A 24668-nucleotide genomic window follows, 5' to 3' on the forward strand; every position below is an offset into this window, starting at 1 on the left:
CCCCTTGCCGCGGCGTGCCCGCGCGGCGCCCCGACTCTAGGAGATTCCAATGAAGCGCCTTGCCCCCTGGTTACTGCTATGCGGCCTTCTGGCCGGCCCGTCGGCGCAGGCCGCGCTGAACGTGGGCGCGCCCGCACCCGACTTCAGCACTCAGGCTTCGCTGGGCGGGAACGTCTTCACCTTCAAGCTGAACGAGGCGCTCAAGCAAGGGCCGGTCGTGCTGTACTTCTTCCCGGCCGCATTCACGCAGGGCTGCACGATCGAAGCGCACAACTTCGCCGAAGCCACTGACGAGTACAAATCGCTGGGCGCCACCGTCATCGGCGTGTCGACGGACAACATCGACACGCTCAACAAGTTTTCGGTGAGCGAATGCCGCAGCAAGTTTGCCGTTGCGGCGGACGGCGACGGCAAGATCATGAAAGCCTATGACGCCGTGCACGACAAGCGCCCGGAATACGCGCAGCGCGTGTCCTATGTGATCTCGCCGGAAGGCAAGATCCTGTATGAATTCACGGACATGAGCCCGGAATCGCACGTGACCAACACGATGCGCGCCCTGCGCGCCTGGAAGGCGAAGCAGTAGGTCCCAGGGCCTGTGCGAGGCTCCTTTGAGTGTGAACAGGCCCTAGTTGAAAGGCCACACCGTGGGATGCGTGCCGGGCGGGCTGGACGGCCGCGTCCAGCGGGCAGGCGTCGCGGAAAAGCGGGCGGCGTGACGCAAGGCGACCAGTTCGCCAAAACCCGACGGCATCGTTTCCAGCAAGCCATCGAAGCCGGGCGTGGGACAGGCCAGCCCACCGTCCACCCGGCCCAGGCCGCGCAGCCAGTGCGCGGTCTGCGCCAGGGACACCCGCACATGCCAGCTTCCGCCTTCGGTCGCCTGGCGGGCCAAGGCCACTTGCGCCCCGAATGCCATCAGGTAGCCCGACGCATGATCCAGGATCTGCATAGGCAGCGGCTTGGGCGCTTCCTGGCCGGCGGCCTGTGCTTCCGCATGATTGAAGCCGGTTGCCGTCTGCACCAGGGAATCGAAACCCCGGCGGTTGGCCCACGGGCCAGAATTGCCGTAGGCGGTAAGGGATACGTAGACGATGCCCGGCCGGATCCGCGCCGCATCCTGCGCGCCGAAACCCAGGGCCTGCAACCCGCCGGGACGATAGCCCTGCACGAATACGTGGGCGCTGCGCAGCAGATTGCCCACCGCGATGCGGCCGTCGGCCGTGTCCAGGTCGGCCAGCAGGGACAGCTTGCCCCGGCTGGTGTCGATGATGTTGTCGATATTGGGCAGTTGCGGGGAATTGACCAGCATCACGTCGGCGCCATAGGCGGCCAGCGCCCTGCCGCAAACAGGTCCGGCAATGATGCGCGTCAGGTCCAGCACCCGGATGTCCTTGAGCGGGCGGGCATCCTGCCCATACTTGGGCAAGGGCCGCGGATCGGCCTCGCCGATGCGCTCGATGGTCAGCAGGGGCTGCGCGGCTATCGCCTGGCCCTGCGCATGGCGGTCCCATTCGTCGAAGGTGCGCATGGCGGACACCACCATGCCGGCATCCGCCGCGACCTGCTCGAAATCGAAGGCCTTCCAGCGGCTCAGCGCAAGCTCCACGGCCTCGCGCGTGGCGCCGTCGCCGGTGGGGCACCCCAGCAGCGCCAGGGCCCCGTCGCGGTGATGGGCAAAGTTGGCGTGGATGCGCACCCAGCCGCCGTCGCCGCACCGGTACACCCCGGAGATCGGGTCCCAGGGATTGGGCGCAATGCCATTGATCGTGAAATGACTGCGGCATTCCTGCGCCGCATGCAGCATGTCCACGCTGACCTGCTGCCGGGCGCCACCGCGCAGGTGCCAGATTTCAGCCGCGGCCAATGCCGCCGCAGCCATGCTGGCCTGCGCCGCGGTACCGACGGCGAAGGACGAAGGAAGTACAGGGTCCGCACCGGTCAGCACGACATGCTCGAGCGACTCGTCGGGCAGGTCGACCGAACGCCACAGTTTTTGCAGGACATCCCGGGACGTCGTGCCGGCGGGTGTGCGTCCCCTCAGAAAGGACGGGCGTAGGTCCATCAGATTTCCCATAGCGTTTTGTCTGCTCTCATCGTTTATTGCATTACATGGCGGGGCTCGAGCCGCGTCAATACGCAGGGCACGCCAGCGTGTTTCATGGTTTGACCGGCGCGAGCGCTCGCCGCGCGGCCCGCTTGCCCGCTGGCCGCTCTCCTCCGGCGCGGGCCGACAACGCGTTCGAGGGGGCAGCCATGGTCACATCTACTCGTAGTTTTTACATCGTATTCCACGCCCCGCCGCCGCGCCGCGCGGCTCCGGGGCTCGCGATAGAATGCCAGCCTCACCGGCGGCGGGCTCCCGCGAGCCGGTTTCCCAGCCCTGGAGCTCCCCGCATGAATACGCTGCTCTGGCTGCGCACCGACCTGCGCATGCATGACAACGCCGCCTTGGCCGCGGCCGCCGAAGCCGGCGCGGTCACCGCGCTCTTTCTGGCGGCCCCGGGGCAATGGCGCCTGCATGGCGATGCGCCCGCCAAGGTGGATTTCTGGCTGCGCAACCTGCGCGAGCTATCGCGGGACCTGGCCCAGGCCGGCATCCCCCTCAAGCTGCTGACCGTGCACGACTGGAGCGAAGCGCCCGCCGCCATGACCCGTTTCTGCCAGGAGCACGCGATCGGGCAGGTTCACGCCAACGCCGAATGGGCCGTCAACGAACGCCGCCGCGACGCCGCCGTCGCGGCCAGCCTGCAAGCCATCGGCGTGGACTGGACCTTGCACCATGGCGCGTCGCTGCTGCGTCCGGGCACCGTGCTCACGGGCAAGGGCGAATGCTATCGCGTCTATACGCCCTATGCCCGCACCTGCCGCGAGCGCCTGCGCACCGCGCCGATCCGGGCAATACCCGCGCCGCGCGCGCAAACGCCGCCCCCGTGGGCGGCCGATCCGCTGCCTGCAACCTTTGACGGATTCGACGCGCCCGGCGACGCCGTGCGCGCGCTCTGGCCCGCCGGCGAGTCCGCGGCCAGCGACCGTCTGGCCGCTTTCGCCGACGGCGCCATCGACGCCTACAAGGACGAACGCGACTTCCCTTCCCTGCCCGGGACCAGTTGCCTGTCGCCCTACCTGGCCGCCGGCGTGCTGTCGCCGGGCCAGGCGCTGCGCGCCGCGCTGGCCGCCAATCACGGCGAGCTGGACAGCGGCAGCGCGGGCGCCGCCACGTGGATCAACGAACTGCTGTGGCGCGAGTTCTACCAGCACCTGCTGGCCGCCTACCCGTCCTTGTCCATGCACCGGCCCATGAAGCCGGAAACCGCCGCCGTGCCCTGGCGCGACTCGCCCGCCGACCTGCTCGCCTGGCAGCAGGGCAAGACCGGCATTCCCATCGTCGACGCAGCCATGCGCCAGCTGCTGGCGCTGGGCTGGATGCACAACCGGCTGCGCATGGTGACCGCCATGTTCCTGTCCAAGAATCTGCTGATCGACTGGCGGCGGGGCGAAGCCTGGTTCATGGCGCAGCTGGTGGACGGCGACCTGGCCGCCAACAACGGCGGCTGGCAATGGAGCGCCTCCACCGGCGCCGACGCGGTTCCGTATTTCCGCGTCTTCAACCCGCTGTCGCAATCGCGCAAGTTCGATCCGCGCGGCGTCTTCCTGCGCGAATGGCTGCCGGAACTGGCGCACCTGGACGATCAGGCGATCCACGACCCGAGCCCCATGGAGCGCGCGGCCGCCGGTTATCCCCTACCGATCGTGGACCTGGCGCAAAGCCGGCTGCGCGCATTGGAGGCGTTCGGCAACCTGCCCGCCGCGTAGCCGGCACAACCTCCCTGTATCTTGATGTAAATCAACGCTGCCGCCCTGCCCGTCCCGGATGATCCCGCTGCACCACGCCCATCACAGGACGAAAGACGCATGCGCAACAATCAGCCGGTATACGAGCAGGAATACACGCTGCGCGACGAGCAATACCTGATTTCCCGCACCGACGCGCGCGGCCGCATCATCTACGCCAATCCGGCCTTCGTCGAAGTCAGCGGGTTTTCCCGCGAGGAACTGGTGGGCGCGGCCCACAACATCGTCCGCCATCCCGACATGCCCGAAGCCGCGTTCGAAGACCTGTGGCACACCATACAGCGCGGCGAGTCCTGGACGGGCGTGGTCAAGAACCGCCGCAAGGACGGCAGCTTCTATTGGGTGCTGGCCAATGTCACGCCCATCATGGAACGGGGCGAGACCGTCTGTTATGCCTCGGTGCGTGTCAAACCGACCCGCGCGCAGATCGAGTCCGCGCAGGACGTCTATGCGCGGCTGCGCGACGGCACCGCCCGCGGCATCCGGCTCAGCCGCGGACAGGCCAGGCCCACCGGCTTGCGCGGCGTGCTGGCGCGCCTGCGGATCTGGCGTCTAACCGGCGTGCGCTCGCGCATGCTGGCTTGGGCCGTGCTGGCGTCCTCGCTGTTCCTGGGCGCGGCAGGCGTCGCGCTCTACGGCATGTACGAGCGCATGAGCACGGAAGAGCTTGCCATCGCTGCTGGCGTGCTCGCGGGCGGCGTGATCCTGATCTTCGCGTCGGGGTGGGGCTTTGCCCGTTCCATTACGGGGCTGCTGGTCACGGCAACCGACTTCACGCGGCAGATCGCCGCCGGCAACCTCAGCACCCCATTGGCGTCGGGCAATCTGCGCGACGAACTCGGCGCGCTGAAGTTTTCGCTCGAGGTCATGCGCAAAAGCCTGGTCAGCATCACGCGCGACGTCCATGACGGCATTGAAAGCGCCTTGCTTTCCGCCGCCAGGATCGCCGACGGCAACGCCGACCTGTCGGCTCACACGGAACGCCAGGCCGCGTCGCTGGAAGAGGCCGCGGCCAGCATGGAGCAGCTGGCCGCCACCGTGAAGCAGAACGCGGCCAATGCGCATGGCGCCGACACCCTGGCAGGCCAGGCTTCCACCGCCGCCACGCGCGGTGGCGGCGTCGTGAACGATGCCGCGCAGGCCATGCAAGGCATCGTGCAAAGCTCATCCCGGATTTCCGAAGTCGTCGGCCTCATTGACGGCATCGCCTTCCAGACCAACATCCTGGCGCTGAACGCGGCGGTGGAAGCCGCCCGCGCCGGCGAGGCCGGCAAAGGCTTCGCGGTGGTCGCCAGCGAAGTGCGCAGCCTCGCGCAGAAGAGCGCCATCGCCGCCCGCGAGATCAAGGCCTTGATCGAAGCGTCCAACGAGCGCGTCAGCGACGGCGTGCGGCATGTGGAGCGCGCCGGCGAAAGCATGCGGGACATCCAGGAATCGGTGCGGCAAGTGACGCGGATCATGAGCGAGATCGCCGCGACCTCGACCGAACAGCACGCCGGCATTGACAACGTGACCCGCACCATCTCGGAAACGGACAACGCCGCCCAGCGCAATGCCGCGCGCGTCGAGGAAGCCACCGTGGCCGTGGACAATCTGCGCACGCGCGGCGCGCAACTGCGCCACGCCATCGAGGTATTCCGCATCGCCGGCGGCCAGGCGGCGGCGCCTGTGCCTGCGCCCGTCGCCCTGCTTCCGGCGGCGCGGCCTGCGCGCCCCTTGCTGGGCAATCAGGCCGCGTAGCCGTGCGCGCGGGCGCTCAGGCGCTGGCCGCGGCGTCCTTGTCCAGGCGCTTGATGAACACCTGCAGCTCCTTCACCACCTGCTGGTCGCCGCGGGCATGGGCGGCCTCCAATCCCGACTCCCAGGCAGCGCGCGCGCCGGCCTTGTCGCCCAGCCCCAGCAAGGCCTTGCCCAGCCATTTCCACGCCACGGAATACGTGGGGTCGAAGGCCAGCGCGGCGCGCAGATGCGTTTCGGCCTCGCGAAAGCACGCCTGTTCGGCGTAGGCCTTGCCCAGCGAAAATCGCAACAGCATGTTGTCAGTGCCCTTGGCCAGCATCGCCTCCAGGCGCTCGATCATTCCTTCCATCATCGGACTCCTTTCGCCTCTGGCGCAATCGGCAATAACGCATGATAGGACGGGCGCGCTGCGGGGGCCGGAAAGCCCCCGCGCCCACTGGGGCCAGGCGCAGTTCTAAAACGATCCGTTTCCTTGCGTTGCAAGGCGCGCCCGATCGGGAATGCCTGCGCGATTATCCTGTCACACGCTTCACCAACCCTGAAGGTGCACGCCTCATGCCGTACCCGCGCCTGTTCCTCCACCGTCTGGCGGCGCTGCTCTTGCTGCCGCTGGCCGCCACCGTCCACGCCCAGCAGGACGACGCCGCCCGCGCCCGCGACGCCGCCATGGTGAACCGCGTCACGTGGGGCGCCACGCCCGCCGAACTCAGCCGCATGCGGGAACTGGGCGCCGAGCGCTATCTGCAGGCGCAGCTGCATCCCGACCCGAAGGCCAGGCTGCCCGGCGATGTGCAGGCGCGCATCGACGCGCTGTCGATCTCGCGCCAGAGCGCCCAGGACGCCCTGGCGGAGCAGCGCGGCATGCGCGAACAGGCAAAGGGCGACGCCCCCGCCGCTCGCCAGAAGGTGCAGCGCGAGGCGCGGCTGATCTCCCGCCAGCGCGCCGACGACACCGCCAGCCGGGCGTTCTGGCGGGCGCTGTATTCCCCCAACCAGCTGCAGGAACAGATGACGTGGTTCTGGATGAACCACTTCAATGTCTATGCCGCCAAGAACGACATCGGCACCTACATCGACCAGTACGAAGACCAGGCCATCCGGCCGCACGCGCTGGGCAAGTTCCGCGACCTGCTGGCGGCCACGCTGCGGTCGCCTGCCATGCTGGTCTACCTGGACAATACGCAGAATGCCGCCGGCCGCATCAATGAGAACTACGCGCGCGAGCTGATGGAGCTGCATACCCTGGGGGTCAAGGGCGGCTACACGCAGAAGGACGTCCAGGAACTGGCGCGCATCCTGACCGGGCTGGGCATCCACAACAAGGACCAGCTTCCGAACGTCAAACCCGAACTGCGCGGCCAGCTGGTGCAGGACGGGCTGTTCCTGTTCAACCCCGCGCGGCACGACTACGGCGACAAGGTCTTCCTGGGCCGCAGCATCAAAGGAGCGGGCCTGGCCGAAGTGGACGCGGCCGTGGACCTGCTGGCCCGCCACCCTGCCACCGCGCGCTTCGTCAGCGCCAAGCTCGCCGCGTACTTTGTCGGCGACGCGCCGGCCCCCGCGCTGGTCGAGCGCATGGCAAAGACGTTCCTGGAGAAGGACGGCGACATCGCGGCCACGCTGCAGACGCTGTATGCCTCGCCGGAGTTCGCCCAGTCGCTCAAGACCGGCGTGTTCAAGGACCCGGTCCACTATGTCTATTCCTCGCTGCGGCTGGCCTACGCCGGCCTGCCGACCATCGTCAACACCCAGCCCGGCATGAACATGCTCAAGCAGCTGGGGCAGCCGCTGAACCAGCGCCTGACGCCCGATGGCTACCCCCAGGCCCAGTCGGACTGGGCGGGGTCCGGCCAGATGACGGCGCGCTTCGAGACGGCCCGCGGCATCGCCGCCGCGCCCCAGGGCTTCTACCGCGCAGGCGATGACAAGGGGCCGGTGGACCTGCCCGCGCTGCCGGACCTGTACAAGGCCAACGCGGACAGCGGCCTGTTCGCGGGCCTGTCGAGCGCGACGCGGCAAGCCATGGAACAAGCCAGGTCGCCCAAGGACGCCAACACCTATCTGCTGGCCTCGCCTGAATTCATGCGGCGCTAGCCGACGGAGAAAACACCATGCACCGCCGCCGCCTGCTTCAACTGATGGCCAGCGCCCCCCTCGCGTTCGGCGCAAGCCGCCTCTACGCGGCGCCTGCCGCCTCTTCCAACCGCCTGCTGGTCGTGTTCATGCGCGGGGCCTATGACGCCGCCAGCCTGCTGGTGCCCGCCAGCAGCGACTTCTATTACGAATCGCGGCCCAACATCGCCATCGCCCGGCCGGGCGATGGCGCCGGCGCCGCGCTGCCGCTCGCCGACGGCTGGGCCCTGCACCCGGCCCTCGCGCACAGCCTGCTGCCCTTTTATCAGCGTAGGGAACTGGCCTTCGTACCGTTCGCCGGCACCGACGACGCCAGCCGCAGCCACTTTGCCACGCAGAACCGCATCGAACTCGGCCAGGGCGCAGGCAAGGACGGCGGCGACTACCGCTCCGGCTTTCTCAACCGCCTGTCCACCGCGCTGACCGGCGCGCAGTCGGCCGCCTTCACCTCCGAAGTGCCGCAGATCTTCCGCGGCCAAACGCGCGTGCCCAACATCGACCTGGGCGGCGCCAGCCGCAAATCCCGCCTGGACGAGGACAACAACCGCGTCATCGCATCCATGTACCACGGCACCGAGCTCAACGCCTCGGTCGCCGAAGGTCAGCGCATCATGGGCGCGACGCGGCAGGACATTGAAGCCGAGATGAAGGCCGCCAGCGGCAACGCCGTGTCAGCGGACAAGCTGGAGCAGGAAGCGCGGCGCATCGCCCGCTTCATGAGCGACCGCTACAACCTGGGCTTTGTCGACGTGGGCGGCTGGGACACGCACGTGGGGCAAGGCGGCGCCAAGGGCCTGCTGTCGAACCGGCTGGGCCAGCTCGGACGCGCCCTGGCCGCCTACGCCGACGAAATGGGTCCGGCCTGGAAGCAGACCACCGTGGTGGTGATCAGCGAGTTCGGCCGCACCTTCCGCGAGAACGGCAACAAGGGCACGGACCACGGACACGGCACGGTCTACTGGGTGATGGGCGGAAATGTCCGAGGCGGACGCATCGCCGGGCGGCAAACCGCGGTCAGGCAGGACACCTTGTTCCAGGACCGCGACTACCCGGTGCTCAACGAATACCGCGCTGTCTTTGCCGGCCTGTTCTCGCGCCTGTATGGGCTGGACCAGGCGCGGCTGGCCCAGGTGTTTCCCGGCGTGACGCCGCTGGACTTGAAGCTGGTCTAGGGCCGGTGCGAGGCTCCCTTTGGTGTGAACGGATCCCAGGCCTGCCGGCGCTACACTCGCAGGTCTAACCCGCGCGCTGACGCCCCCGCGTTCAGACGCCTGACCAGAGGAGCCCGCATGAGCACCATCCATGATTTCTCCGCCCGCGGCATCGACGGCGCGGAACAGTCTCTAGACGCCTATCGCGGCCGCGTGCTGCTGGTGGTGAACGTGGCCTCCAAATGCGGCTTCACGCCGCAATACGCGGGCCTGGAAGAACTCTATCGGACGTTCCATGGCGACGGGCTGACGGTGCTGGGCTTTCCCTGCGACCAGTTCGGCCACCAGGAACCCGGCGATGAAGCCCAGATCCAGGAGTTCTGCAGCACGCAGTACGACATCACCTTCCCGATGTACGCCAAGATCAACGTCAACGGCGCCGACGCCCATCCGCTGTACCAGTGGCTCAAGGGCGAAAAACCCGGCGTGTTCGGCACCGAAGGCATCAAGTGGAACTTCACCAAGTTCCTGGTGGGCCGCGATGGCCAGGTCATCAAGCGCTACGCGCCCACCGACACGCCCGCAAGCATCCGGGACGACATCACCCAGGCTTTGTCGGCCCCGGTCTAGCGCAGGGGCGGCAGCCGGCGGCGCACCGTGTGCGCCTTGACGATGGACGTGTTCGTCTCGGCGTATTCCGTCACGCGCTCCAGGATGCCGTCCAGGTGCGAAATCGACCTGAGCACCATGCGGGCGATGAAGCAGTCATCGCCCGTCACCTTGTCGCACTCCACGAATTCCGGTATTTCCTGGATCAGTCCCTCGACGTGGCGCAACTGCCCGGGCAAGGGGCGGATACGCACGATGGCTTCCAGCGAGTAGCCCAAGGCCACCGGGTCCACATCCAGCGTGTAGGCGCGGATCACCCCGGAATCTTCCAGCCGCCGCAGGCGGTCCGCCACGCTGGGCGCGGACATGCCGACCTGCCGGGCCAGGTCGGCCGTGGTGGTGCGGGCATTGGCCGAAAGCGTCTCCACGAGACGGCGATCGATACCGTCCAGGACCGGGCTTTCAATCTTTAGGTCGTTTTGCATAAATTCCACCCAAAGGAAGGTTGGATACTGAAAGTGCCACGACAACATCATATAAGCAGCTTGAACCGCCTGGGATAATTTGTCCATCGAACATCGTGGCCGAATGGCCCCCGGAGAATCATCATGACCCCCTCGACTGAACGCGTCGGCCTGGCCCAGATGGCGGCGGCCATGACCCTCTCCGGCACGCTGGGCGTGTTCGTGCTGGAATCCGGCCAGAGCGCCTGGAATGTCGTCTTCTTCCGCTGCGTCTTCGGCGCCTTGTCGCTCTTTGTGTACTGCTGGGCGCGGGGCTTGCTCAAGCCCGGCCTGTTCACCGCCAGGACGCTGGCCCTGGCGCTGGGTGCCGGCGCGGCCCTGGTGCTGAACTGGGTCCTGCTGTTCTCGGCCTACCGCCTGGCTTCGATTTCGCTGGCCACCGCCGTCTATAACGTGCAGCCCTTCTTCCTGATCGGCCTGGGCGTGCTGTTCCTGGGCGAACGCCCGTCGCGCGGCAAGCTGGCCTGGTCGGTCGTGGCCTTTGCCGGACTGCTGCTGGTGCTGCGCCTGGGAGACACCGGCGCCGCGGGTGGCAGCGCCTATCTGTCGGGCCTGATGCTGGGCCTGGGCGCGGCCGCGCTCTATGGCATCACCGCCGTCATCGTCAAGCGCCTGAAGGGCATTGCGCCCCAGGTGCTGGCGCTGGTGCAGGTGACGCTGGGCGCCGTCATGCTGCTGCCCATGGCCGATTTCAATGCCCTGCCGGCCCAGCCCATGCAATGGGGCTACCTGGTCGCGCTGGGCCTGATCCACACTTGCCTGATGTACATCCTGATGTACTCGGCCATCCAGAAGCTGCCCACCACGTCGACCGCCGCGCTCAGCTTCATCTATCCCGCGGTCGCCATCCTGCTGGACTTCGTGGTCTACGGGCACCGCATGGACGCCACGCAGATCGCGGGGGTGGCGCTCATCTTCCTGGCCGCCGCGGCGGTCAGCCTGAACTGGACCTGGCGCCTGCCGGGCAGCCCGCGGCCGGGCGCCATCTGACGGCGCGGCCCATGCCGGAGCGGGGAAACCCGCACCCGTCCCCCGGTTATTCGGGCGCCAGTCAATAATGCCCCGCTATCATGGCCTTCTCATCCGCCGGCTCCCGCCGGCGGCGCCATGATGACCAGGACACCCTCATGATCGATCTCTATTACTGGACCACCCCCAACGGTCACAAGATCACGCTGTTCCTCGAAGAAGCCGGCCTGCCCTACAAGATCCATCCGGTGAACATCGGCCGCGGCGACCAGTTCAAACCCGAATTCCTGGCCATTGCACCGAACAACCGCATCCCGGCCATCGTGGACCAGGCGCCCGCCGACGGCGGCGCGCCGATACCGCTGTTCGAGTCGGGCGCGATCCTGCTCTACCTGGCCGAAAAAACCGGCCGTTTCCTGCCCGCCGACGTGCGCGGCCGCGCCGAGGTGTCGCAATGGCTTTTCTGGCAGATGGGCGGCCTGGGCCCCATGGCGGGCCAGAACCACCACTTCTCGGGCTACGCGCAGGAACGCATCCACTACGCCATCGACCGTTACGTCAAGGAAACCAACCGCCTGTACGGCGTGCTGAACAAGCGCCTGGCGGACCGCGAATTTGTCGCGGGCGACTATTCCATCGCCGACATGGCGGCGTATCCCTGGATCGTGCCGCATGCCAAGCAGGGGCAGGACCTGAACGACTTCCCGCACCTCAAGCGCTGGTTCGAAGCCATCGCCGCGCGTCCCGCCACGCAGCGCGCCTATGCGCTGGCCGATACGATCAACACGGCGCCGTCAGTCAGCGATGAGGAATCGCGCCGCATCCTGTTCGGCCAGACCGCCCAGAGCGTCGCCCGCTGAACGGAGGCGCCATGACCCAACCACAACTGGTCTTTCGCCGCGCGCGGATCGCGGACCTGCCGGAAATCGTCGCGATGCTTGCCGACGATGCGCTGGGGGCCACCCGCGAGGACGCCTCCGTACCGCTGAACCCGCGCTATGGCGCCGCATTCACCGCCATCCAGCAGGATCCCAATCAATTCCTGGCCGTGGTTGAGCAGGATTCACATGTGGTCGGCTGTTTGCAGTTATCGTTCATACCCGGCTTGTCGCGGCTGGGCCAGTGGCGGGGGCAGATCGAAAGCGTGCGCATCGCTTCGTCGTTCCGTGGCGCCGGCCTGGGCCGCGCCATGTTCGAGTGGGCGATAGACCAGTGCCGTATCCAGGGATGCGGGCTGGTCCAGCTGACCACCGATCGCGCCCGTCCCGACGCGCGCCGGTTCTATGAAAGCCTGGGCTTTGTCGCCAGCCACGACGGCATGAAGCTCAGCCTGTAATTTCCGAATTGATTCTGCAAGGAGCGCCCATGCATGGCGAATACAAAGTCCCCGGCGGCAAACTGGTAGTCGCGGATCTGGAAGTGCGCGACGGCCGCCTGGCCGATGTGCGCATCAGCGGTGACTTCTTTCTTGAGCCGCCCGAAGCCCTGGAGGCCATCAACCGCGGGCTGAACGGCATGCCGGCCGACTCGGCCGAACTGGAACTGGCGGTCGCCGTGCAGTCCGCCCTGCCGCCCGGCGCGGAAATGTTCGGCTTTTCCGCCGAGGCCGTCGCCGTGGTGTTGCGGAGGGCGCTTGCATGACGCGCACCGACTGGAACGACTACGACTGGCAACTGATCCATGAGGGGCCGCAAGCGCCCGCGCTGCACATGGCGCTGGACGCCGTCATCACGGACGAAGTCGGCGCCGGCCAGCGCCCGCCCACCCTGCGCATCTGGGAATGGGCCGCGCCCGCCGTCGTGATCGGCCGTTTCCAATCCCTGAAGAACGAAGTCGACCCCGAGGGCGCCAGGCGCCACGGCATCGAGGTCGTGCGCCGCGTCAGCGGCGGCGGCGCGATGTTCATCGAACCCGGCAACTCCATCACCTATTCGCTGAGCGCCCCGCAGGCGCTGGTCCACGGCATGAGTTTCCAGGAGTCCTATGCATTCCTGGACGCCTGGGTGCTGACCGCGCTGCAGGGCCTGGGCATCAAGGCCTGGTATCAGCCGCTAAACGACATCGCCTCGGATATCGGCAAGATCGGCGGCGCCGCCCAGGCCCGCCGCGCCGGCGCCGTCCTGCATCACGTGACCATGTCCTACGACATCGACGCCGATAAAATGGTCGAGGTCTTGCGCATCGGGCGCGAGAAGCTGTCCGACAAGGGCACCACCAGCGCCAAGAAGCGCGTCGATCCGCTGCGCACCCAGACGGGACTGGCGCGCGAAGTCATCATCGACCGCATGGTGGAAACTTTTGCCGGCCTGCATCGTCTGACTCCCGGTCAGGTGGGCAGCGACACGCTGGCGCGCGCGCAGGCGCAGGCCGACGAAAAGTTCTCCACCGCCGAATGGACGGGTGTCGTCCCCTGACGGGAACGCCCTGATTTTCTGGAGGAAATGCAATGCGTCGCACATTCACGCCGCCCGGCGCGATAAGCGGTCTGATCCTGGGCGCCGCCCTGCTGGCGCTTGCCGGCTGCGGCAGCACGCCGCCATCGAACATCACCCTGGCCACGCCGGCTTCCCAGGCCGCCCAGGCCTCCGCCACGCCGGAAAAAGTGGGCGACCTGTCTACCGAGCGCATCAAGTGGGCATCCGGCAAGCCGGGCTGTGAAGGCGACTGCCCGCGCATCGAGATCGACAGCGTGGCCTTTCCGGGCATCCCCAAGCTGACGGCCCTGGTGGACCACGTGCTGGCCTACATGACCGGCACCGACGCCAACCGCCGCGGCCCCTACGACACCTTATCGGAATACACGCAGTACTTCTGGTCCACGGCGCGCCCGCGCGACGCCACCTACTTCAAGGCCAGCGTGAAGGACACGGTGGGCGACATCGTGTCGATCGAACTCCACACGGAACAGTACCTGACCGGCGCGGCGCATGGCATCCCCGCCACGCAGTACCTGAACTGGGAGCGCAGCCGCGGCCGCGTGATGAGCCTGGACGAAGCGTTGATCCCGGGCCGCCGCGCCGACTACGTCGCCGCCCTGCAGCGGGCGCACGCCAAGTGGCTGGCCGGCAATCCGGACGCCAAGCGCGATCCGGCGGCCTACAACAAGATGTGGCCGTTTCAAGAGAGCGACAACTTTGCGCTGACGCGGGACGGAATCGTCGTCAAGTACGACGCCTATTCGATCGCGCCGTATTCGCACGGCGAGCCGGAGCTGGCGATTTCCTACCAGGATCTGCGGGGCGTGCTCAAGCCGGAGCTGCTGCCGGCGTCCTGAAGCCCGAGCCTTGCGGCACCCGCCAATAGGAATCGCCCCTTGCGGGGCGATTCCTTTTTTTGTCTCACTCTGCCTCCTCGGCAACGCGCCCGGAAGCGCATTGCCGATTCAGTCGTTACGGGTACAGGCCGCGCACCTGGCGCGCCTGCAGGATCCGCGTGCAAGCCACGATGAACGCGGCGGTGCGCAGCGTCACCTTGTGCTCCTTCGCCACTTGCGACACGGCCGCATAGGCCTCGCGCATGAGGCGTTCCAGGCGCTGGTTGATTTCCTCTTCGCTCCAGAAGAAGCTGGAGAAGTCCTGCACCCATTCAAAGTAGCTGACCGTCACGCCGCCGGCGTTGGCCAGCACGTCGGGCACCACATAGACGCCGTTTTCAGCCAGGATGTCGTCCGCTTCCGGGGTCGTCGGGCCGTTGGCGCCTTCCACCACGATCTTCGCGCGGACCTTCGCGGCGTTGTCCAGCGTGATCTGGCTTTCCAGGGCCGCCGGGATCAGGAATTCGGTCTCCAGCGTCCAGAACTCGTTCTTGTCGAGCGCCTGGCCCCCCGAGAAGCCGCCCACGCCGCCGGTCTGCGACACATGCGACAACAGCTTGTGCACGTCCAGGCCCGCGGCGTTGTGCACGGTGCCGGTGTGGTCCTGCGCGGCGATGACCTTGGCGCCGGCTTCATGGAACAGGCGGGCTGCCGTGCCGCCCACGTTGCCGAAGCCCTGCACCACGACGCGCGCTCCGGCCACGTCGATGTTGCGGTCGCGCGCGGCTTCGCAAGCCACGACGAACACGCCCCGGCCCGTGGCCTCGACGCGGCCCAGGCTGCCGCCCAGCGCGATCGGCTTGCCCGTGACCACGCCCGTGGCGGTGGCGCCTTCGTTCATGGAATACGTGTCCATCATCCAGGCCATGGTCTGGGCGTTGGTGTTCACGTCAGGCGCGGGAATGTCCTTGGAGGGTCCGATGATGACGCCGATTTCGCTGGTGTAGCGGCGCGTCATGCGTTCGAGTTCGGATGCGGAGAGCTTGCGCGGATCGACGCGGACACCGCCCTTGGCGCCGCCGTACGGCAGGTTCACGGCCGCGTTCTTGACCGACATCCAGGCTGCCAGCGCCATCACTTCGGACAGGGTGACGTCCTGGTGGAAACGCACGCCGCCCTTGCCGGGGCCGCGCGACACGTTGTGCTGCACGCGGTAGCCCTCGAAGTGGGCGATGGTGCCGTTGTCCAGTTCGATCGGCACGTCAACGATCAACGAGCGCTTCGGGCGCTTCAGTGTCTCGACCCACCGGCTCAGGGAGCCCAGGTACGGGGTGACCCGGTCGACTTGTTGCAGGTAATTACCCCAGGGGCCGAGGTCATCGGCATTCAGATAAGACGGCAAGGCATGGGTGGGAGTTTGAGACATGAGCATGCTCTCCTGACAAAGTTGCGCCATTTTATCCACGAAAATAATAGCGTCCCCATTTAAAGTTAAAATATTTTAAATGGGGACATATTACTGTTGTGGATGCCGAACGGGTCGCAGGCCCGGCCCTAAAGCTGCCCCTATCCTAAGCCGCCAAACTGGAAGCGTCCAGCCTGCCGGCACCGATCAAGGGGCACCCCGCACTACGCCATCCGGCGTCGCCCGTCAGGCCGACACCAGCTGCCACGCCAGGCGGGCTGCCGCGCGCGCGCCATGACCGTCCAGGTCGAAACGCGGGTTGTACTCCGCCATGTCGGCCAGGCGCAGCTTGCCGCTGGCCTTGACCCGCAGGACGATTTCCTCGATCACCGCCAAGGGCACGCCATAGGGCGCGGGCGCGGAGACGCCCGGCATGACGGCCGCCGGCAGCACGTCCAGGTCGATCGTCAGGTACACGTGACGCGCCCGGGCCAGCAAGGCATCGACATTGGCCAGCCGCGCCTCCAGATGGCGCTCCTGCATGTCGCGGTCCTCCACCCAGACCGCGCCGACTTCGGCGGCGCGCGCATAGAGCGCGGGCGTATTGGCCAGCCGCGACACGCCCAGGCAGGCGTACTGCAGGGCCTGCCCGCGCGCCTCGCAATCACGGGCGATCTGGTCGAAAGGCGTGCCCGAACTGCCGGGACGCCCGGTGCGCAGGTCGAAATGCGCATCCAGGTTCAGCACCAGCACGGGGCCGGTGTCGCCGCGCGCCTGCAGCCAGCGCGCCAGCCCCTGGAAGCTGCCCCAGGCGATCTCATGGCCGCCGCCCAGCACCAGCGGGCGCGCGCCCTGCTCCATCAGTTCGGCCACGCGCAGGCCCAGGCGTTCCTGGGCGTATTCCAGCTGATCGCCTTCGCAAGTCACGTCACCCGCGTCCAGCAGGCGCGTCAGGCCATGCGCGGGCAGGCCCGCCATGAACCTGCGGATGCCCGCCGGCCCCTCCGCCGCTCCCACCCGGCCCTGGTTGCGGGCAACGCCCGCATCGCAGGCAAAGCCCAGCAGCACGGCCTCGCCCTTCTTTACCTGCCCGGCCTCCGGCTCGACGATATGCGCCAGCCGGCGCGTGTCGCCCTGCTCGGAACTATCGTCGCGCGCCTTCCAGAGGCTCATGTCCAGTTGCGCTGTGCTCATGCCGGCGCCCCCTGTCCCACGCTCAGGACTGCCTGCAGGAATTCGCGGGTGCGGGCTTCGCGGGGCTGGCTGAAGATCACCTCGGGCGGGCCCGACTCCAGGATCACGCCGCCGTCCATCACGGCCACCACGTCCGCCACGTCGCGGGCAAAGCCCATTTCGTGCGTCACCACCATCATGGTCATGCCCTCGCGGGCCAGCAACTTCATGACCTGGAGCACTTCGCCCACCAGCTCCGGGTCCAGCGCCGAGGTCGGCTCGTCAAACAGCATGACCTGGGGCTGCATGGCCAGCGCGCGGGCGATGGCCACGCGCTGCTTCTGTCCGCCCGACAGGCTGGCCGGCATGGCCGCCATCTTTTCGGACAGGCCAACCTTCTTCAGCAGGTCCGCGGCCAGGGCGTTGGCTTCGTCGCGGCCCATGCCGCGCAGCGTGCGCGGGCCGACGGTCACGTTGTCCAGCACCGACAGGTGCGGAAACAGGTTGAAGCCCTGGAACACCATGCCCACCTGCGTGCGCAGCTGGTTCAGCTGCGCCTCCGGCAGCAGCCTGCCGTGGTCCAGCAAGGTCTGGCCGCAGATGTCCACGGTGCCGGCTTGCGCCACCTCCAGGCCATTGCAGCAGCGCAGCAAGGTGCTCTTGCCCGAGCCGCTGGGCCCGATCACGACCACCACCTGCGAGGGCAGCACATCGAAATCGATGCCGCGCAGGACGGCGTGGTCGCCATAGGACTTGTGCAGGCCGCGGATGCGGATCATTTCCTGCGGGTTGTCCGCAGCATTCATGGCAGCGCTCATTGCACCATCCCCCCGGCGCGCAGGCGTTGCTCCACCTGCCGCAATACCAACATGGTGGCCGTGGTCAGGATCAGATAGATCAGCGCCACCACCAGATACGTTTCCAGCGAGCGGTAAGACACGCTGATGATCTTCTGCCCTTCGTGCATCAGATCGTGAATGGTCAACAGCGACACCAGCGCCGAGTTCTTGATCAGCGCGATGAATTCGTTGCCCAACGGCGGGATCATGCGCACCACGGCCTGCGGCAGGATGATGATGCGCATGGCCTGCCCCGAGGACATGCCCAGCGAACGGGCCGCTTCCGCCTGGCCGCGATCCACGGACTGGATGGCGCCGCGCACGATTTCCGACACATAGGCGCCGGAGTACATGCCCAGGCCCAGCACGCCGCAGGCGAACGCCGGCAGGGTCACGCCGAAGTGGGGCAAGCCGAAGAACCAGATGAACAACTGCACCAGCAGCGGCGTGCCGCGAAACAGCAGCAGATACGTGCTGCACAGGCCATAGACAACGCGCCGGCGCGGATTGAGCCGGCCCACGCCGACCAGGAGGCCCATGACGCACGCCAGCAGCAAGGCGCCGGCAGTCACCTCGATGGTGACCACCGCGCCCCGCACGAGCGCGTCGAAATCGGCGAAGACGGGAGCGAATTCCAGGTTCATTTGGCGGGCGCCTCGAACCACTTGTTCACGATGGCCTGGTAGCTGCCGTCCGCCTTGAGCTTCTGCAGCGCGGCGTTCAGCTCGCGCGTCAGTTCGGGCTTGTTCTTGGGCACGGCGATGCCGTAGTCCTCGGTCGTGATCTGGTCATTCAGCACGACCAGGCCGGTGGTGTTCTGGGCGAACAGCTTGGCGGCGGGCTTGCCCGTCACGGCGGCTTCGGCGCGGCCGATCTGCACCAGGTTGAACATTTCCTGGTTCTTTTCAACCTCCACGCGCTGCACCGCCGGGTAGTGGTCCTTCAGGTAATTGACCGACTTCGTGCCGACCTGCACCGAGACCTTGCGCCCATCCAGGTCCTTCAGCGTCTTGATGGGGCTGTCCGCCTTGGTCAGCACCACCAGGCCGCCCGCATAGTAGGGGTCGGTGAAGTCCACGACCTTGCTGCGCTCGGGCGTGATGTAGATGGCGGACACGGCGATATCGGCGCGGCCGGCCTGCAAGGCGGGGATCAGGCCCTTGAAATCGATGTCGATCCATTCGACTTTCTTGCCCATCGCGCCAGCCAGGGCTTCGACCAGTTCGATGTCAAAGCCGGTGCGCTTGCCGTCTTTGACAAACTCCATCGGCGGGAAGGTGGCGTCGGTGACGGCGCGGATGGTTTCCTGGGCATGCGCCGAGCCGGCGGCCCAGGCCAGGCTCAAGGTCAGGGCGGCGGTCAGCAGTGTGCGGCGAGTGGTCATGGTGAGTCCTGTGGATGTGGATACGGCGATGGGTACGGCGATCGTTGAGACTAGGAACTGGATAAAGGGTGCAGCGTGTAATTCGGTAGGGCTCGGCGGCAAGGACGTCAATGGACCTTCAATCGCTCCGAGATGCGGCGGGCGGCCGCCACGGTCATGTCGATCAGCGCATCCGGGCGCTGCAAGGCCCGCGTGGACGGCGCCATCAGCGTGATCGAGGCGACGGCCTGGTTCGCGCGCTGGAAGATCGGGACGCTCACCCCCCAGACTCCGGCGTCGACTTCGCTGTCGGTCACGGCATACCCCCGGGCGCGGATGGCGTCCAGCTCGTCGCCCAGCCGGGCGGCGTCCACGCCAGCCTCGGCGGCCAGGTTGGCCAGCGCCGCCTGCAGCCGGGCAAGCGGCATGAACGCCAGCAACGACTTGGCCGACGCGCCCCGCGCCAGGGGCAGCCCGCGGCCCTTGGTAAACGAACAGCGCAGCGGATGCTGGCTTTCCACCATGTCCAGGCAGACGGCCTGGTCCTTGACGGCCACGAGCAGGCCGATGGTTTCGCCGGACGCCGCGGCCAGCGCCGCCATGTCCGGCTGCGCTTCGTGGATCAGGAAGGAAGACTGGTCAAAGCCCCAGGCCAGTTGCACACAGAGCGGCCCAGGCCCGTACTCGCCCTCGTGCTCGGCGACGAATCCCCAGCGCTTGAGCAGCGCGATCTGCCGGTAGAGGGTGCTTTGAGCCAGGCCGGTCTTCTCGGCCAACGCGGCAATGCTGAGCGGGCCGTCGTGCCGGGCCAAGGTGGCCAGCACATACAGGACGCGATCCGCGCCCGCCCCTACCGACGTATCCGACATAACAATTCATCTCCCAGCAATATGTCGGCGAGATTATCAATTTATGGTGTTATTCCTTTTATTTTTTCCCATGCACTGAGAATCGCAAGGGAAAACCCCGAAACGCGGGCGCAAAAAAACCCGCCGACGGCGGGTTTTGGGCTGGCGGGAAACCGCCACCAGCCGGCTACGGCGCGGCGGGCTTGTCGTAATCGGACAGTCCCACTCCCGACACGCCCCCCACGCCGGATTTCTCCGCCGGGGCCTGGGCCGCCGGGGCCGGCGCCTGCTGGGGCGCCGCTGGCGCCACGGCCGCGGCCTCCTCTTGCGAGCCTCCCTGCGTCGCCGCGCGGCGTTTGCGCTTGGCGTCCTCCTGTTGCGCGATCAGGGTCTTCAGCTCCGCCGACAGCGCCGTCGCCTTGCCCGTGGCCGCCCAATCGGCCGCGTCCTGGCCCTTGGTGTCCTGGGTGGTGACATCCGCCCCCGACTTGATCAGCAGATCCACCATGGGCTTGCGGCCCGACAGCGCCGCCATCATCAGGGGCGTCTCGCCATTGGGCGCGGGCGCATTGACCATCGCCTTGTTCGCCAGCAGCAGGCGCGCCATCTCCATCTGCCCCTTGGACGCCGCGTAGTGCAGCGGGGTCCAGCCCAGGCGGTTGACGTTGGCGCCGCGCGCGATCAGCTTCTTGGCGCGCTCAGTCTGCCCGGCGATGGCCAGGTACATCAGCGGGGTCTCGCCCGCCGGATTCTCGGCATTCACGTCGGTGCGCTTGTCGGCCGCCAGCACGTCGAACACGTTCCAGGCCCCGTCCACCACCGCCCGCATGATGGCCGGCTGGCCGTTCTTGTAGCGCACGTTGGGATCCGAGCCGTGGGCCAGCAGGTCCTTGATGTCGTCGGGATAGTCGTTGGCGACGTAGACCCACCAGTCGGCGGGATTGGCGGCCTGGGCCGCCGGCGCGGCCAGTCCGATGGCCAGCGCCAGCAGGCCCCCGCGGCAGCACGACAGAAAGGCGTTATGGGCAGATGCGACGCTGATGGCCATGGCAATCCTATAGATTATTTCAAACAAATCAGATTAACTTATCTCTTTATCTTCTTGAAAAGATTAAAGAAATTATCCGTTGAAGCACGCGCCACCTCGGCCACCGAGATGCCCCTCAGTTCCGCGATCTTCTCGGCCACGTGGATCACCTTGGACGGATCGTTGAGCTTCCCACGGTAAGGCACGGGTGCCAGATACGGAGAATCCGTTTCGATCAGCAGGCGGTCCAGCGGCACCTTGGCGGCAACCTCGTGCACGGTCTGGGCGTTCTTGAACGTCACGATACCCGACAGCGAGATATAGAAATTCTGGTCCAGCGCGGCCTGGGCGACTTCCCAGGTCTCGGTAAAACAGTGCATGACCCCGCCGGCCTCGGCCGCCTTTTCCTCGCGCAGCATACGCACCGTGTCCTCGGCGGACGAGCGCGTGTGGACGATGAGCGGCAGACCGGTGTCGCGCGCGGCCTGGATGTGGCGGCGAAAACGCTCGCGCTGCCAATCCAGCGGTTCGGACAGGCGGTAGTAGTCCAGGCCGGTCTCGCCGATGGCGACGACCTTGGGATGACCGGACAGGCGCACCAGCTCTTCGGGCGCGGGATCCGGCGTGTCCTCGTAGTCGGGGTGCACGCCCACCGAGGCCCACAGGTTGGGCCGAGGCTCGACCAGCGACATGAGGCCCGGCCATTCCGGCATGTTGACGCTGACGACCAGCGCGTGGGTGACCTGATTGGCCGCCATGCGGTCAAGAATGGCCGGCAGATCGGCGGCCAGCTCCGGGAAATTCAAATGACAGTGGGAATCGACGTACATGGTGAGTCTGGATGAAGGTGCCGCGGCGCCCCGCCCCATTACCGGGCAAAGCGCCGCCGGATCAAGGGCTTACGCCTGGCAGGATAGCACCACGCGTTGCAGGGTGGCGTGGGCGAACAGCTTGGCGTTCAAGGGATGCGTGGCCAGCGCGCGCTGGCGCGTCAGCCAGCGCGCGGCCTCGGCCACGCGGGCGGTATTCATGCGGGCGGCCACCTGCGCCACGCCGGCCGAGAGCGCCGGGAAGTAACGCACGGGCGCGCCGGCGCTTGCCAGCATCAGGTCCGTATAGAGTCGTTGCAGCGCATCGATCCATTCGGCGGCCGCCACCTTTTCCAGGGATTCAGCCAGCGTGCCCACGTCGGGCGCCTGCCCCTTGGCCAGCGGGCCGACCAGCTGCGCCAGCCATGGCGGACAAGCCGTTTCGCCGGATTGCGCCAGGCGCAACGCCGCCAGCGGGGCGCCGCCAGCCGCGGCCAGCCACTCGCGCGCCGGCTCCACGTTCTGGTCTCGCAGCCACTGCAGCGCCGTATCCACATCCGGAGCGGGCAGCGGCAATCGGCGGCAACGCGACACCAGGGTCGGCAGCAAGCGGTCCGGCGCGTCCGCCACCAGCAGGAAAACGGTGTGGGGAGGCGGCTCCTCCAGCACCTTGAGCAAGGCATTGGACGACACCACATTCAGCGCATGCGCCGGATACAGCAACGCCACGCGCCAGCCGCCGCGGTGCGTGGCGGTGTTGAACCACGACTCCAGCGAGCGGATCTGGTCGATGCGGATTTCCTTGGACGGCGCGCGCTTGGCGGCGCCGGACGCAGGCTCGGCGTCTTCCGGCTGCTCGGCCGCATCGGCGCCCTCTTCCACGGCCACGGCCTCGGGGCGGATGCGGCGCAGGTCGGGATGATTGCCGCTGGCAAACCAGGAGCAGGCTGCGCAATGACCGCAAGCCAGCCCATTTTCGGGCGTCTCGCACAGCAGACTGGCCGCCGCGGCGATCGCGAAGTCCAGCTTGCCGATTCCGGCCAGCCCATGCACCAGCCAGGCATGCGCGAAGCGGTCGCGATTGCCGAGCCAGGCGCGGGCCGTGTCCATCTGCCAGGGCAGGAACTGGGGCGCGCTCATGCCTGGGCGGCCAGCAGCTCGCGCAACCCGGCTTCGAGTTCGGCGCGGACCTGGGCGATGGATCGGGTGGAGTCGACGATACGGATGCGGCCCGGGTCGGCCTTGGCGCGGGCGTGGTAGGCCTCGCGCGTGCGTTCGAAAAACGCCGCGCCTTCGCGCTCGAAGCGGTCCGGCTCGCGAGCATCGGCCAGGCGCGCCCTGGCCACGTCCAGCGGCACGTCGAACAACCAGGTGCGGTCCGGTCGCCCGGCGCGCATCCAGTCTTCCAGGACGGCCACGCGCTCGGCGCCCAGTTCGCGCCCGCCGCCCTGATAGGCGTAGGTCGCGTCGGTATAGCGGTCGCAAACCACCCAGGCGCCGCGTTCGAGCGCCGGCTCGATCACCTGGCGGACGTGCTCGCAGCGGGCGGCAAACATCAGCAGGGTCTCGGTGTCCAGCCCCATGGGCTCGGTCAGCAGCAGCGTGCGCAGCTTTTCGCCCAGCGGCGTGCCGCCGGGTTCGCGGGTGGACACCACGTCCAGCCCCTGCGCGCGCAGGAAATCAGCGATCCAGACGGTATGCGTACTCTTGCCCGCGCCGTCCACGCCCTCCAGCGTAATGAAGCGTCCGCGTGAGGTCATTGATCTTGTCCTTGAACTGGTTCTGGTTGCGCGTCCGGCTCCGGATCGGGGGCCGGAGCGGGTGTTGGCGTCGGGGCCGCGGCCGGCGCGGTGGCCGGCGCCGGGCTGGAACGCCCGAGGATGTAGCGGGAAACGTTGCGATTGTGCTCGGACAGATTGATCGAGAACTCGCTGGTGCCGTTGCCGCGGGACACGAAAAAGAGAAACTTGTGCTGCTCGGGCTGCACCGCCGCCAGCAGCGCGGCCCGGCCGGCCGCCGCGATCGGCGTGGGTGGCAGGCCCGGGCGCGTATAGGTATTCCAGGGGGTGTCGGTCTGCAGGTCACGCTTGCGGATCCGCCCCTGATAGGCGTCGCCCATGCCGTAGATCACGGTGGGATCCGTTTGCAGCAACATGCCGATTCTCAGGCGGTTGGCGAACACGCCCGATACGCGCCGGCGGTCGGGACCATGGCCGGTTTCCTTTTCGATGATGGACGCCAGCACCAGGGCTTCATAGGGCGTGGCCACGGCCAGGTCGGGCTGGCGCTTGGCCCAGGTGTCGTTCAGGATGCGCTGGCCTTCCTGGTAGGCGCGGCGCAGCAGGTCATAGTCGGTGCTGCCCGGCGTGAAGACATAGGTATCCGGGAAAAACAGCCCTTCCGGATGCTTGATGTCCGAACCCAGGCGCTCCATCAGCTCCTCGTCGCTGATGTCGCCCAGCGTCTGCTTGACATCCGGATTCTCGCGCAGCGCCTGGCGGATCTGGCGGAATGTCCAGCCCTCCAGGAAGGTGATCTGCCGCTGCGTCATGTCGCCGCGCGCCAGCCGCTCCAGCAGCAGCCACGGCGTATCGCCGTTGATCGCCTGATAGCCGCCCGCCTTCATCAGCTTGTCGCGCTCGGACAGGCGCGCCATCCAGACGAAACCGGGTTCCCAGACGGGTACCCCCGCCGCATTCAGCGCGCGCGCAACCGTGCGCGGGCTGCTGCCCGGGTCCACCACAAAGTCGATCTTGTCGGCCGGCAGTTGCATGGGCCGGTGCATCCAGCTCCAGGCTGCACCCACCGCGGCGGCGGCGGCCAGCACGATGAGCAGGAAAGACCATAAGACGTAATATCGGAGTCGCTTCTTCATAAGTCTTGGAAGTTTAATGGATCGCGCGGCCTTGCCGGGCCACAAGAGGGGCCGGAACGCGCGGCGCGCCCCTTTGCTTGTCGGGGGCATGGCCA

26 protein-coding genes are annotated in these 24668 nt (G+C 67.4%); 12 read left to right on the forward strand and 14 right to left on the reverse strand.

Annotated features, from left to right (window positions below):
- The first annotated feature begins 49 nt into the window (after nt 1–49).
- On the forward strand, nt 50–586 hold the full coding sequence (locus HLG70_RS09705) for a peroxiredoxin (RefSeq protein ID WP_171662751.1): 537 nt from the start codon (nt 50–52) through the stop codon (nt 584–586).
- A gap of 42 nt (nt 587–628) precedes the next feature.
- Here HLG70_RS09705 and HLG70_RS09710 read toward each other — a convergent pair whose 3' ends face one another.
- Nucleotides 629–2077, reverse strand: a complete 1449-nt coding sequence (locus tag HLG70_RS09710) for a CoA transferase (protein ID WP_171662750.1) — start codon at nt 2075–2077, stop codon at nt 629–631.
- A gap of 320 nt (nt 2078–2397) precedes the next feature.
- Between HLG70_RS09710 and phrB the strand changes: the two genes are divergently transcribed.
- The gene (phrB, locus tag HLG70_RS09715) at nt 2398–3816 is read left to right on the forward strand and encodes a deoxyribodipyrimidine photo-lyase (RefSeq protein ID WP_171662749.1); all 1419 of its coding nucleotides are present in this window, start codon (nt 2398–2400) and stop codon (nt 3814–3816) included.
- A gap of 99 nt (nt 3817–3915) precedes the next feature.
- Nucleotides 3916–5595, forward strand: a complete 1680-nt coding sequence (locus HLG70_RS09720; RefSeq protein WP_171662748.1) for a methyl-accepting chemotaxis protein — start codon at nt 3916–3918, stop codon at nt 5593–5595.
- Nucleotides 5596–5611: 16 nt separating this feature from the next.
- Here HLG70_RS09720 and HLG70_RS09725 read toward each other — a convergent pair whose 3' ends face one another.
- Nucleotides 5612–5944, reverse strand: a complete 333-nt coding sequence (locus HLG70_RS09725) for a hypothetical protein (RefSeq protein ID WP_171662819.1) — start codon at nt 5942–5944, stop codon at nt 5612–5614.
- A gap of 206 nt (nt 5945–6150) precedes the next feature.
- Between HLG70_RS09725 and HLG70_RS09730 the strand changes: the two genes are divergently transcribed.
- From HLG70_RS09730 to HLG70_RS09740, 3 genes are all read left to right on the forward strand, one after another.
- Nucleotides 6151–7689 carry a DUF1800 domain-containing protein gene (locus HLG70_RS09730; protein WP_171662747.1) on the forward strand — a complete coding sequence of 513 codons (1539 nt, stop codon included), beginning with the start codon at nt 6151–6153 and terminating at the stop codon, nt 7687–7689.
- A gap of 17 nt (nt 7690–7706) precedes the next feature.
- A complete protein-coding gene (locus HLG70_RS09735; protein ID WP_171662746.1) occupies nt 7707–8900 on the forward strand; it encodes a DUF1501 domain-containing protein in 1194 nt (397 codons plus the stop codon).
- Between the two features lie 117 nt (nt 8901–9017).
- Nucleotides 9018–9509, forward strand: a complete 492-nt coding sequence (locus HLG70_RS09740) for a glutathione peroxidase (RefSeq protein WP_171662745.1) — start codon at nt 9018–9020, stop codon at nt 9507–9509.
- On the opposite strand, the gene HLG70_RS09745 is transcribed toward HLG70_RS09740, so the two are convergent.
- Complete coding sequence (locus HLG70_RS09745) at nt 9506–9973, reverse strand: Lrp/AsnC family transcriptional regulator (RefSeq protein WP_171662744.1); 468 nt, start codon at nt 9971–9973, stop codon at nt 9506–9508. The genes HLG70_RS09740 and HLG70_RS09745 overlap by 4 nt on opposite strands.
- Nucleotides 9974–10096: 123 nt before the next feature.
- Between HLG70_RS09745 and HLG70_RS09750 the strand changes: the two genes are divergently transcribed.
- The 6 genes from HLG70_RS09750 (at nt 10097) to HLG70_RS09775 (ending at nt 14255) form a co-directional block, all read left to right on the forward strand.
- Nucleotides 10097–11002 carry a DMT family transporter gene (locus HLG70_RS09750; RefSeq protein ID WP_171662743.1) on the forward strand — a complete coding sequence of 302 codons (906 nt, stop codon included), beginning with the start codon at nt 10097–10099 and terminating at the stop codon, nt 11000–11002.
- 137 nt (nt 11003–11139) lie between these two features.
- The gene (locus tag HLG70_RS09755; RefSeq protein ID WP_171662742.1) at nt 11140–11841 is read left to right on the forward strand and encodes a glutathione binding-like protein; all 702 of its coding nucleotides are present in this window, start codon (nt 11140–11142) and stop codon (nt 11839–11841) included.
- 11 nt (nt 11842–11852) lie between these two features.
- Nucleotides 11853–12317, forward strand: coding sequence for a GNAT family N-acetyltransferase (locus HLG70_RS09760; RefSeq protein WP_171662741.1), 465 nt, complete (start codon nt 11853–11855; stop codon nt 12315–12317).
- Nucleotides 12318–12346: 29 nt separating this feature from the next.
- A complete protein-coding gene (locus tag HLG70_RS09765) occupies nt 12347–12622 on the forward strand; it encodes a lipoate protein ligase C-terminal domain-containing protein (RefSeq protein WP_171662740.1) in 276 nt (91 codons plus the stop codon).
- Nucleotides 12619–13395: a lipoate--protein ligase family protein gene (locus HLG70_RS09770; protein WP_171662739.1), complete on the forward strand. Its 777-nt coding sequence runs from the start codon at nt 12619–12621 to the stop codon at nt 13393–13395. The genes HLG70_RS09765 and HLG70_RS09770 overlap by 4 nt, the downstream gene beginning before the upstream one ends.
- Before the next feature lie 32 nt (nt 13396–13427).
- On the forward strand, nt 13428–14255 hold the full coding sequence (locus HLG70_RS09775; protein WP_171662738.1) for an RsiV family protein: 828 nt from the start codon (nt 13428–13430) through the stop codon (nt 14253–14255).
- 115 nt (nt 14256–14370) lie between these two features.
- Here HLG70_RS09775 and HLG70_RS09780 read toward each other — a convergent pair whose 3' ends face one another.
- From HLG70_RS09780 to mltG, 11 genes are all read right to left on the reverse strand, one after another.
- Nucleotides 14371–15660, reverse strand: a complete 1290-nt coding sequence (locus HLG70_RS09780) for a Glu/Leu/Phe/Val family dehydrogenase (protein ID WP_171662737.1) — start codon at nt 15658–15660, stop codon at nt 14371–14373.
- A gap of 225 nt (nt 15661–15885) precedes the next feature.
- Nucleotides 15886–16833, reverse strand: a complete 948-nt coding sequence (gene hutG / locus HLG70_RS09785; RefSeq protein ID WP_171662736.1) for a formimidoylglutamase — start codon at nt 16831–16833, stop codon at nt 15886–15888.
- A complete protein-coding gene (locus HLG70_RS09790) occupies nt 16830–17618 on the reverse strand; it encodes an amino acid ABC transporter ATP-binding protein (RefSeq protein WP_284143639.1) in 789 nt (262 codons plus the stop codon). Before HLG70_RS09790 ends, hutG begins: the two co-directional genes overlap by 4 nt.
- Before the next feature lie 8 nt (nt 17619–17626).
- On the reverse strand, nt 17627–18295 hold the full coding sequence (locus HLG70_RS09795; RefSeq protein WP_171662735.1) for an amino acid ABC transporter permease: 669 nt from the start codon (nt 18293–18295) through the stop codon (nt 17627–17629).
- Nucleotides 18292–19035, reverse strand: a complete 744-nt coding sequence (locus tag HLG70_RS09800) for a transporter substrate-binding domain-containing protein (protein ID WP_171662734.1) — start codon at nt 19033–19035, stop codon at nt 18292–18294. The genes HLG70_RS09795 and HLG70_RS09800 overlap by 4 nt, the downstream gene beginning before the upstream one ends.
- A 107-nt stretch (nt 19036–19142) precedes the next feature.
- A complete protein-coding gene (locus tag HLG70_RS09805; RefSeq protein WP_171662733.1) occupies nt 19143–19883 on the reverse strand; it encodes an IclR family transcriptional regulator in 741 nt (246 codons plus the stop codon).
- 166 nt (nt 19884–20049) lie between these two features.
- The gene (locus tag HLG70_RS09810) at nt 20050–20910 is read right to left on the reverse strand and encodes an ankyrin repeat domain-containing protein (RefSeq protein WP_171662732.1); all 861 of its coding nucleotides are present in this window, start codon (nt 20908–20910) and stop codon (nt 20050–20052) included.
- Nucleotides 20911–20948: 38 nt separating this feature from the next.
- The gene (locus HLG70_RS09815) at nt 20949–21719 is read right to left on the reverse strand and encodes a TatD family hydrolase (RefSeq protein WP_171662731.1); all 771 of its coding nucleotides are present in this window, start codon (nt 21717–21719) and stop codon (nt 20949–20951) included.
- A 69-nt stretch (nt 21720–21788) separates the two neighbouring features.
- The gene (gene holB, locus HLG70_RS09820) at nt 21789–22838 is read right to left on the reverse strand and encodes a DNA polymerase III subunit delta' (protein WP_171662730.1); all 1050 of its coding nucleotides are present in this window, start codon (nt 22836–22838) and stop codon (nt 21789–21791) included.
- Entirely contained in the window at nt 22835–23458 is a 624-nt protein-coding gene (tmk, locus tag HLG70_RS09825) for a dTMP kinase (RefSeq protein ID WP_171662729.1), read from the reverse strand. The genes holB and tmk overlap by 4 nt, the downstream gene beginning before the upstream one ends.
- Nucleotides 23455–24573, reverse strand: coding sequence for an endolytic transglycosylase MltG (mltG, locus tag HLG70_RS09830; RefSeq protein ID WP_171662728.1), 1119 nt, complete (start codon nt 24571–24573; stop codon nt 23455–23457). The genes tmk and mltG overlap by 4 nt, the downstream gene beginning before the upstream one ends.
- Nucleotides 24574–24668 lie beyond the last annotated feature (95 nt).

The organism is Achromobacter deleyi (assembly GCF_013116765.2).
GTDB classification, from domain to species: Bacteria; Pseudomonadota; Gammaproteobacteria; order Burkholderiales; family Burkholderiaceae_B; genus Achromobacter; species Achromobacter deleyi_A.

What these genes read in the sequence shown, in the direction of transcription:
- HLG70_RS09705 (WP_171662751.1), top strand. Translation starts at nt 50, where the DNA reads ATGAAGCGCCTTGCCCCCTGGTTACTGCTATGCGGCCTTCTGGCCGGC.
- HLG70_RS09710 (WP_171662750.1), bottom strand. Translation starts at nt 2,077, where the DNA reads ATGGGAAATCTGATGGACCTACGCCCGTCCTTTCTGAGGGGACGCACA.
- phrB (WP_171662749.1), top strand. Translation starts at nt 2,398, where the DNA reads ATGAATACGCTGCTCTGGCTGCGCACCGACCTGCGCATGCATGACAAC.
- HLG70_RS09720 (WP_171662748.1), top strand. Translation starts at nt 3,916, where the DNA reads ATGCGCAACAATCAGCCGGTATACGAGCAGGAATACACGCTGCGCGAC.
- HLG70_RS09725 (WP_171662819.1), bottom strand. Translation starts at nt 5,944, where the DNA reads ATGGAAGGAATGATCGAGCGCCTGGAGGCGATGCTGGCCAAGGGCACT.
- HLG70_RS09730 (WP_171662747.1), top strand. Translation starts at nt 6,151, where the DNA reads ATGCCGTACCCGCGCCTGTTCCTCCACCGTCTGGCGGCGCTGCTCTTG.
- HLG70_RS09735 (WP_171662746.1), top strand. Translation starts at nt 7,707, where the DNA reads ATGCACCGCCGCCGCCTGCTTCAACTGATGGCCAGCGCCCCCCTCGCG.
- HLG70_RS09740 (WP_171662745.1), top strand. Translation starts at nt 9,018, where the DNA reads ATGAGCACCATCCATGATTTCTCCGCCCGCGGCATCGACGGCGCGGAA.
- HLG70_RS09745 (WP_171662744.1), bottom strand. Translation starts at nt 9,973, where the DNA reads ATGCAAAACGACCTAAAGATTGAAAGCCCGGTCCTGGACGGTATCGAT.
- HLG70_RS09750 (WP_171662743.1), top strand. Translation starts at nt 10,097, where the DNA reads ATGACCCCCTCGACTGAACGCGTCGGCCTGGCCCAGATGGCGGCGGCC.
- HLG70_RS09755 (WP_171662742.1), top strand. Translation starts at nt 11,140, where the DNA reads ATGATCGATCTCTATTACTGGACCACCCCCAACGGTCACAAGATCACG.
- HLG70_RS09760 (WP_171662741.1), top strand. Translation starts at nt 11,853, where the DNA reads ATGACCCAACCACAACTGGTCTTTCGCCGCGCGCGGATCGCGGACCTG.
- HLG70_RS09765 (WP_171662740.1), top strand. Translation starts at nt 12,347, where the DNA reads ATGCATGGCGAATACAAAGTCCCCGGCGGCAAACTGGTAGTCGCGGAT.
- HLG70_RS09770 (WP_171662739.1), top strand. Translation starts at nt 12,619, where the DNA reads ATGACGCGCACCGACTGGAACGACTACGACTGGCAACTGATCCATGAG.
- HLG70_RS09775 (WP_171662738.1), top strand. Translation starts at nt 13,428, where the DNA reads ATGCGTCGCACATTCACGCCGCCCGGCGCGATAAGCGGTCTGATCCTG.
- HLG70_RS09780 (WP_171662737.1), bottom strand. Translation starts at nt 15,660, where the DNA reads ATGTCTCAAACTCCCACCCATGCCTTGCCGTCTTATCTGAATGCCGAT.
- hutG (WP_171662736.1), bottom strand. Translation starts at nt 16,833, where the DNA reads ATGAGCACAGCGCAACTGGACATGAGCCTCTGGAAGGCGCGCGACGAT.
- HLG70_RS09790 (WP_284143639.1), bottom strand. Translation starts at nt 17,618, where the DNA reads ATGAATGCTGCGGACAACCCGCAGGAAATGATCCGCATCCGCGGCCTG.
- HLG70_RS09795 (WP_171662735.1), bottom strand. Translation starts at nt 18,295, where the DNA reads ATGAACCTGGAATTCGCTCCCGTCTTCGCCGATTTCGACGCGCTCGTG.
- HLG70_RS09800 (WP_171662734.1), bottom strand. Translation starts at nt 19,035, where the DNA reads ATGACCACTCGCCGCACACTGCTGACCGCCGCCCTGACCTTGAGCCTG.
- HLG70_RS09805 (WP_171662733.1), bottom strand. Translation starts at nt 19,883, where the DNA reads ATGTCGGATACGTCGGTAGGGGCGGGCGCGGATCGCGTCCTGTATGTG.
- HLG70_RS09810 (WP_171662732.1), bottom strand. Translation starts at nt 20,910, where the DNA reads ATGGCCATCAGCGTCGCATCTGCCCATAACGCCTTTCTGTCGTGCTGC.
- HLG70_RS09815 (WP_171662731.1), bottom strand. Translation starts at nt 21,719, where the DNA reads ATGTACGTCGATTCCCACTGTCATTTGAATTTCCCGGAGCTGGCCGCC.
- holB (WP_171662730.1), bottom strand. Translation starts at nt 22,838, where the DNA reads ATGAGCGCGCCCCAGTTCCTGCCCTGGCAGATGGACACGGCCCGCGCC.
- tmk (WP_171662729.1), bottom strand. Translation starts at nt 23,458, where the DNA reads ATGACCTCACGCGGACGCTTCATTACGCTGGAGGGCGTGGACGGCGCG.
- mltG (WP_171662728.1), bottom strand. Translation starts at nt 24,573, where the DNA reads ATGAAGAAGCGACTCCGATATTACGTCTTATGGTCTTTCCTGCTCATC.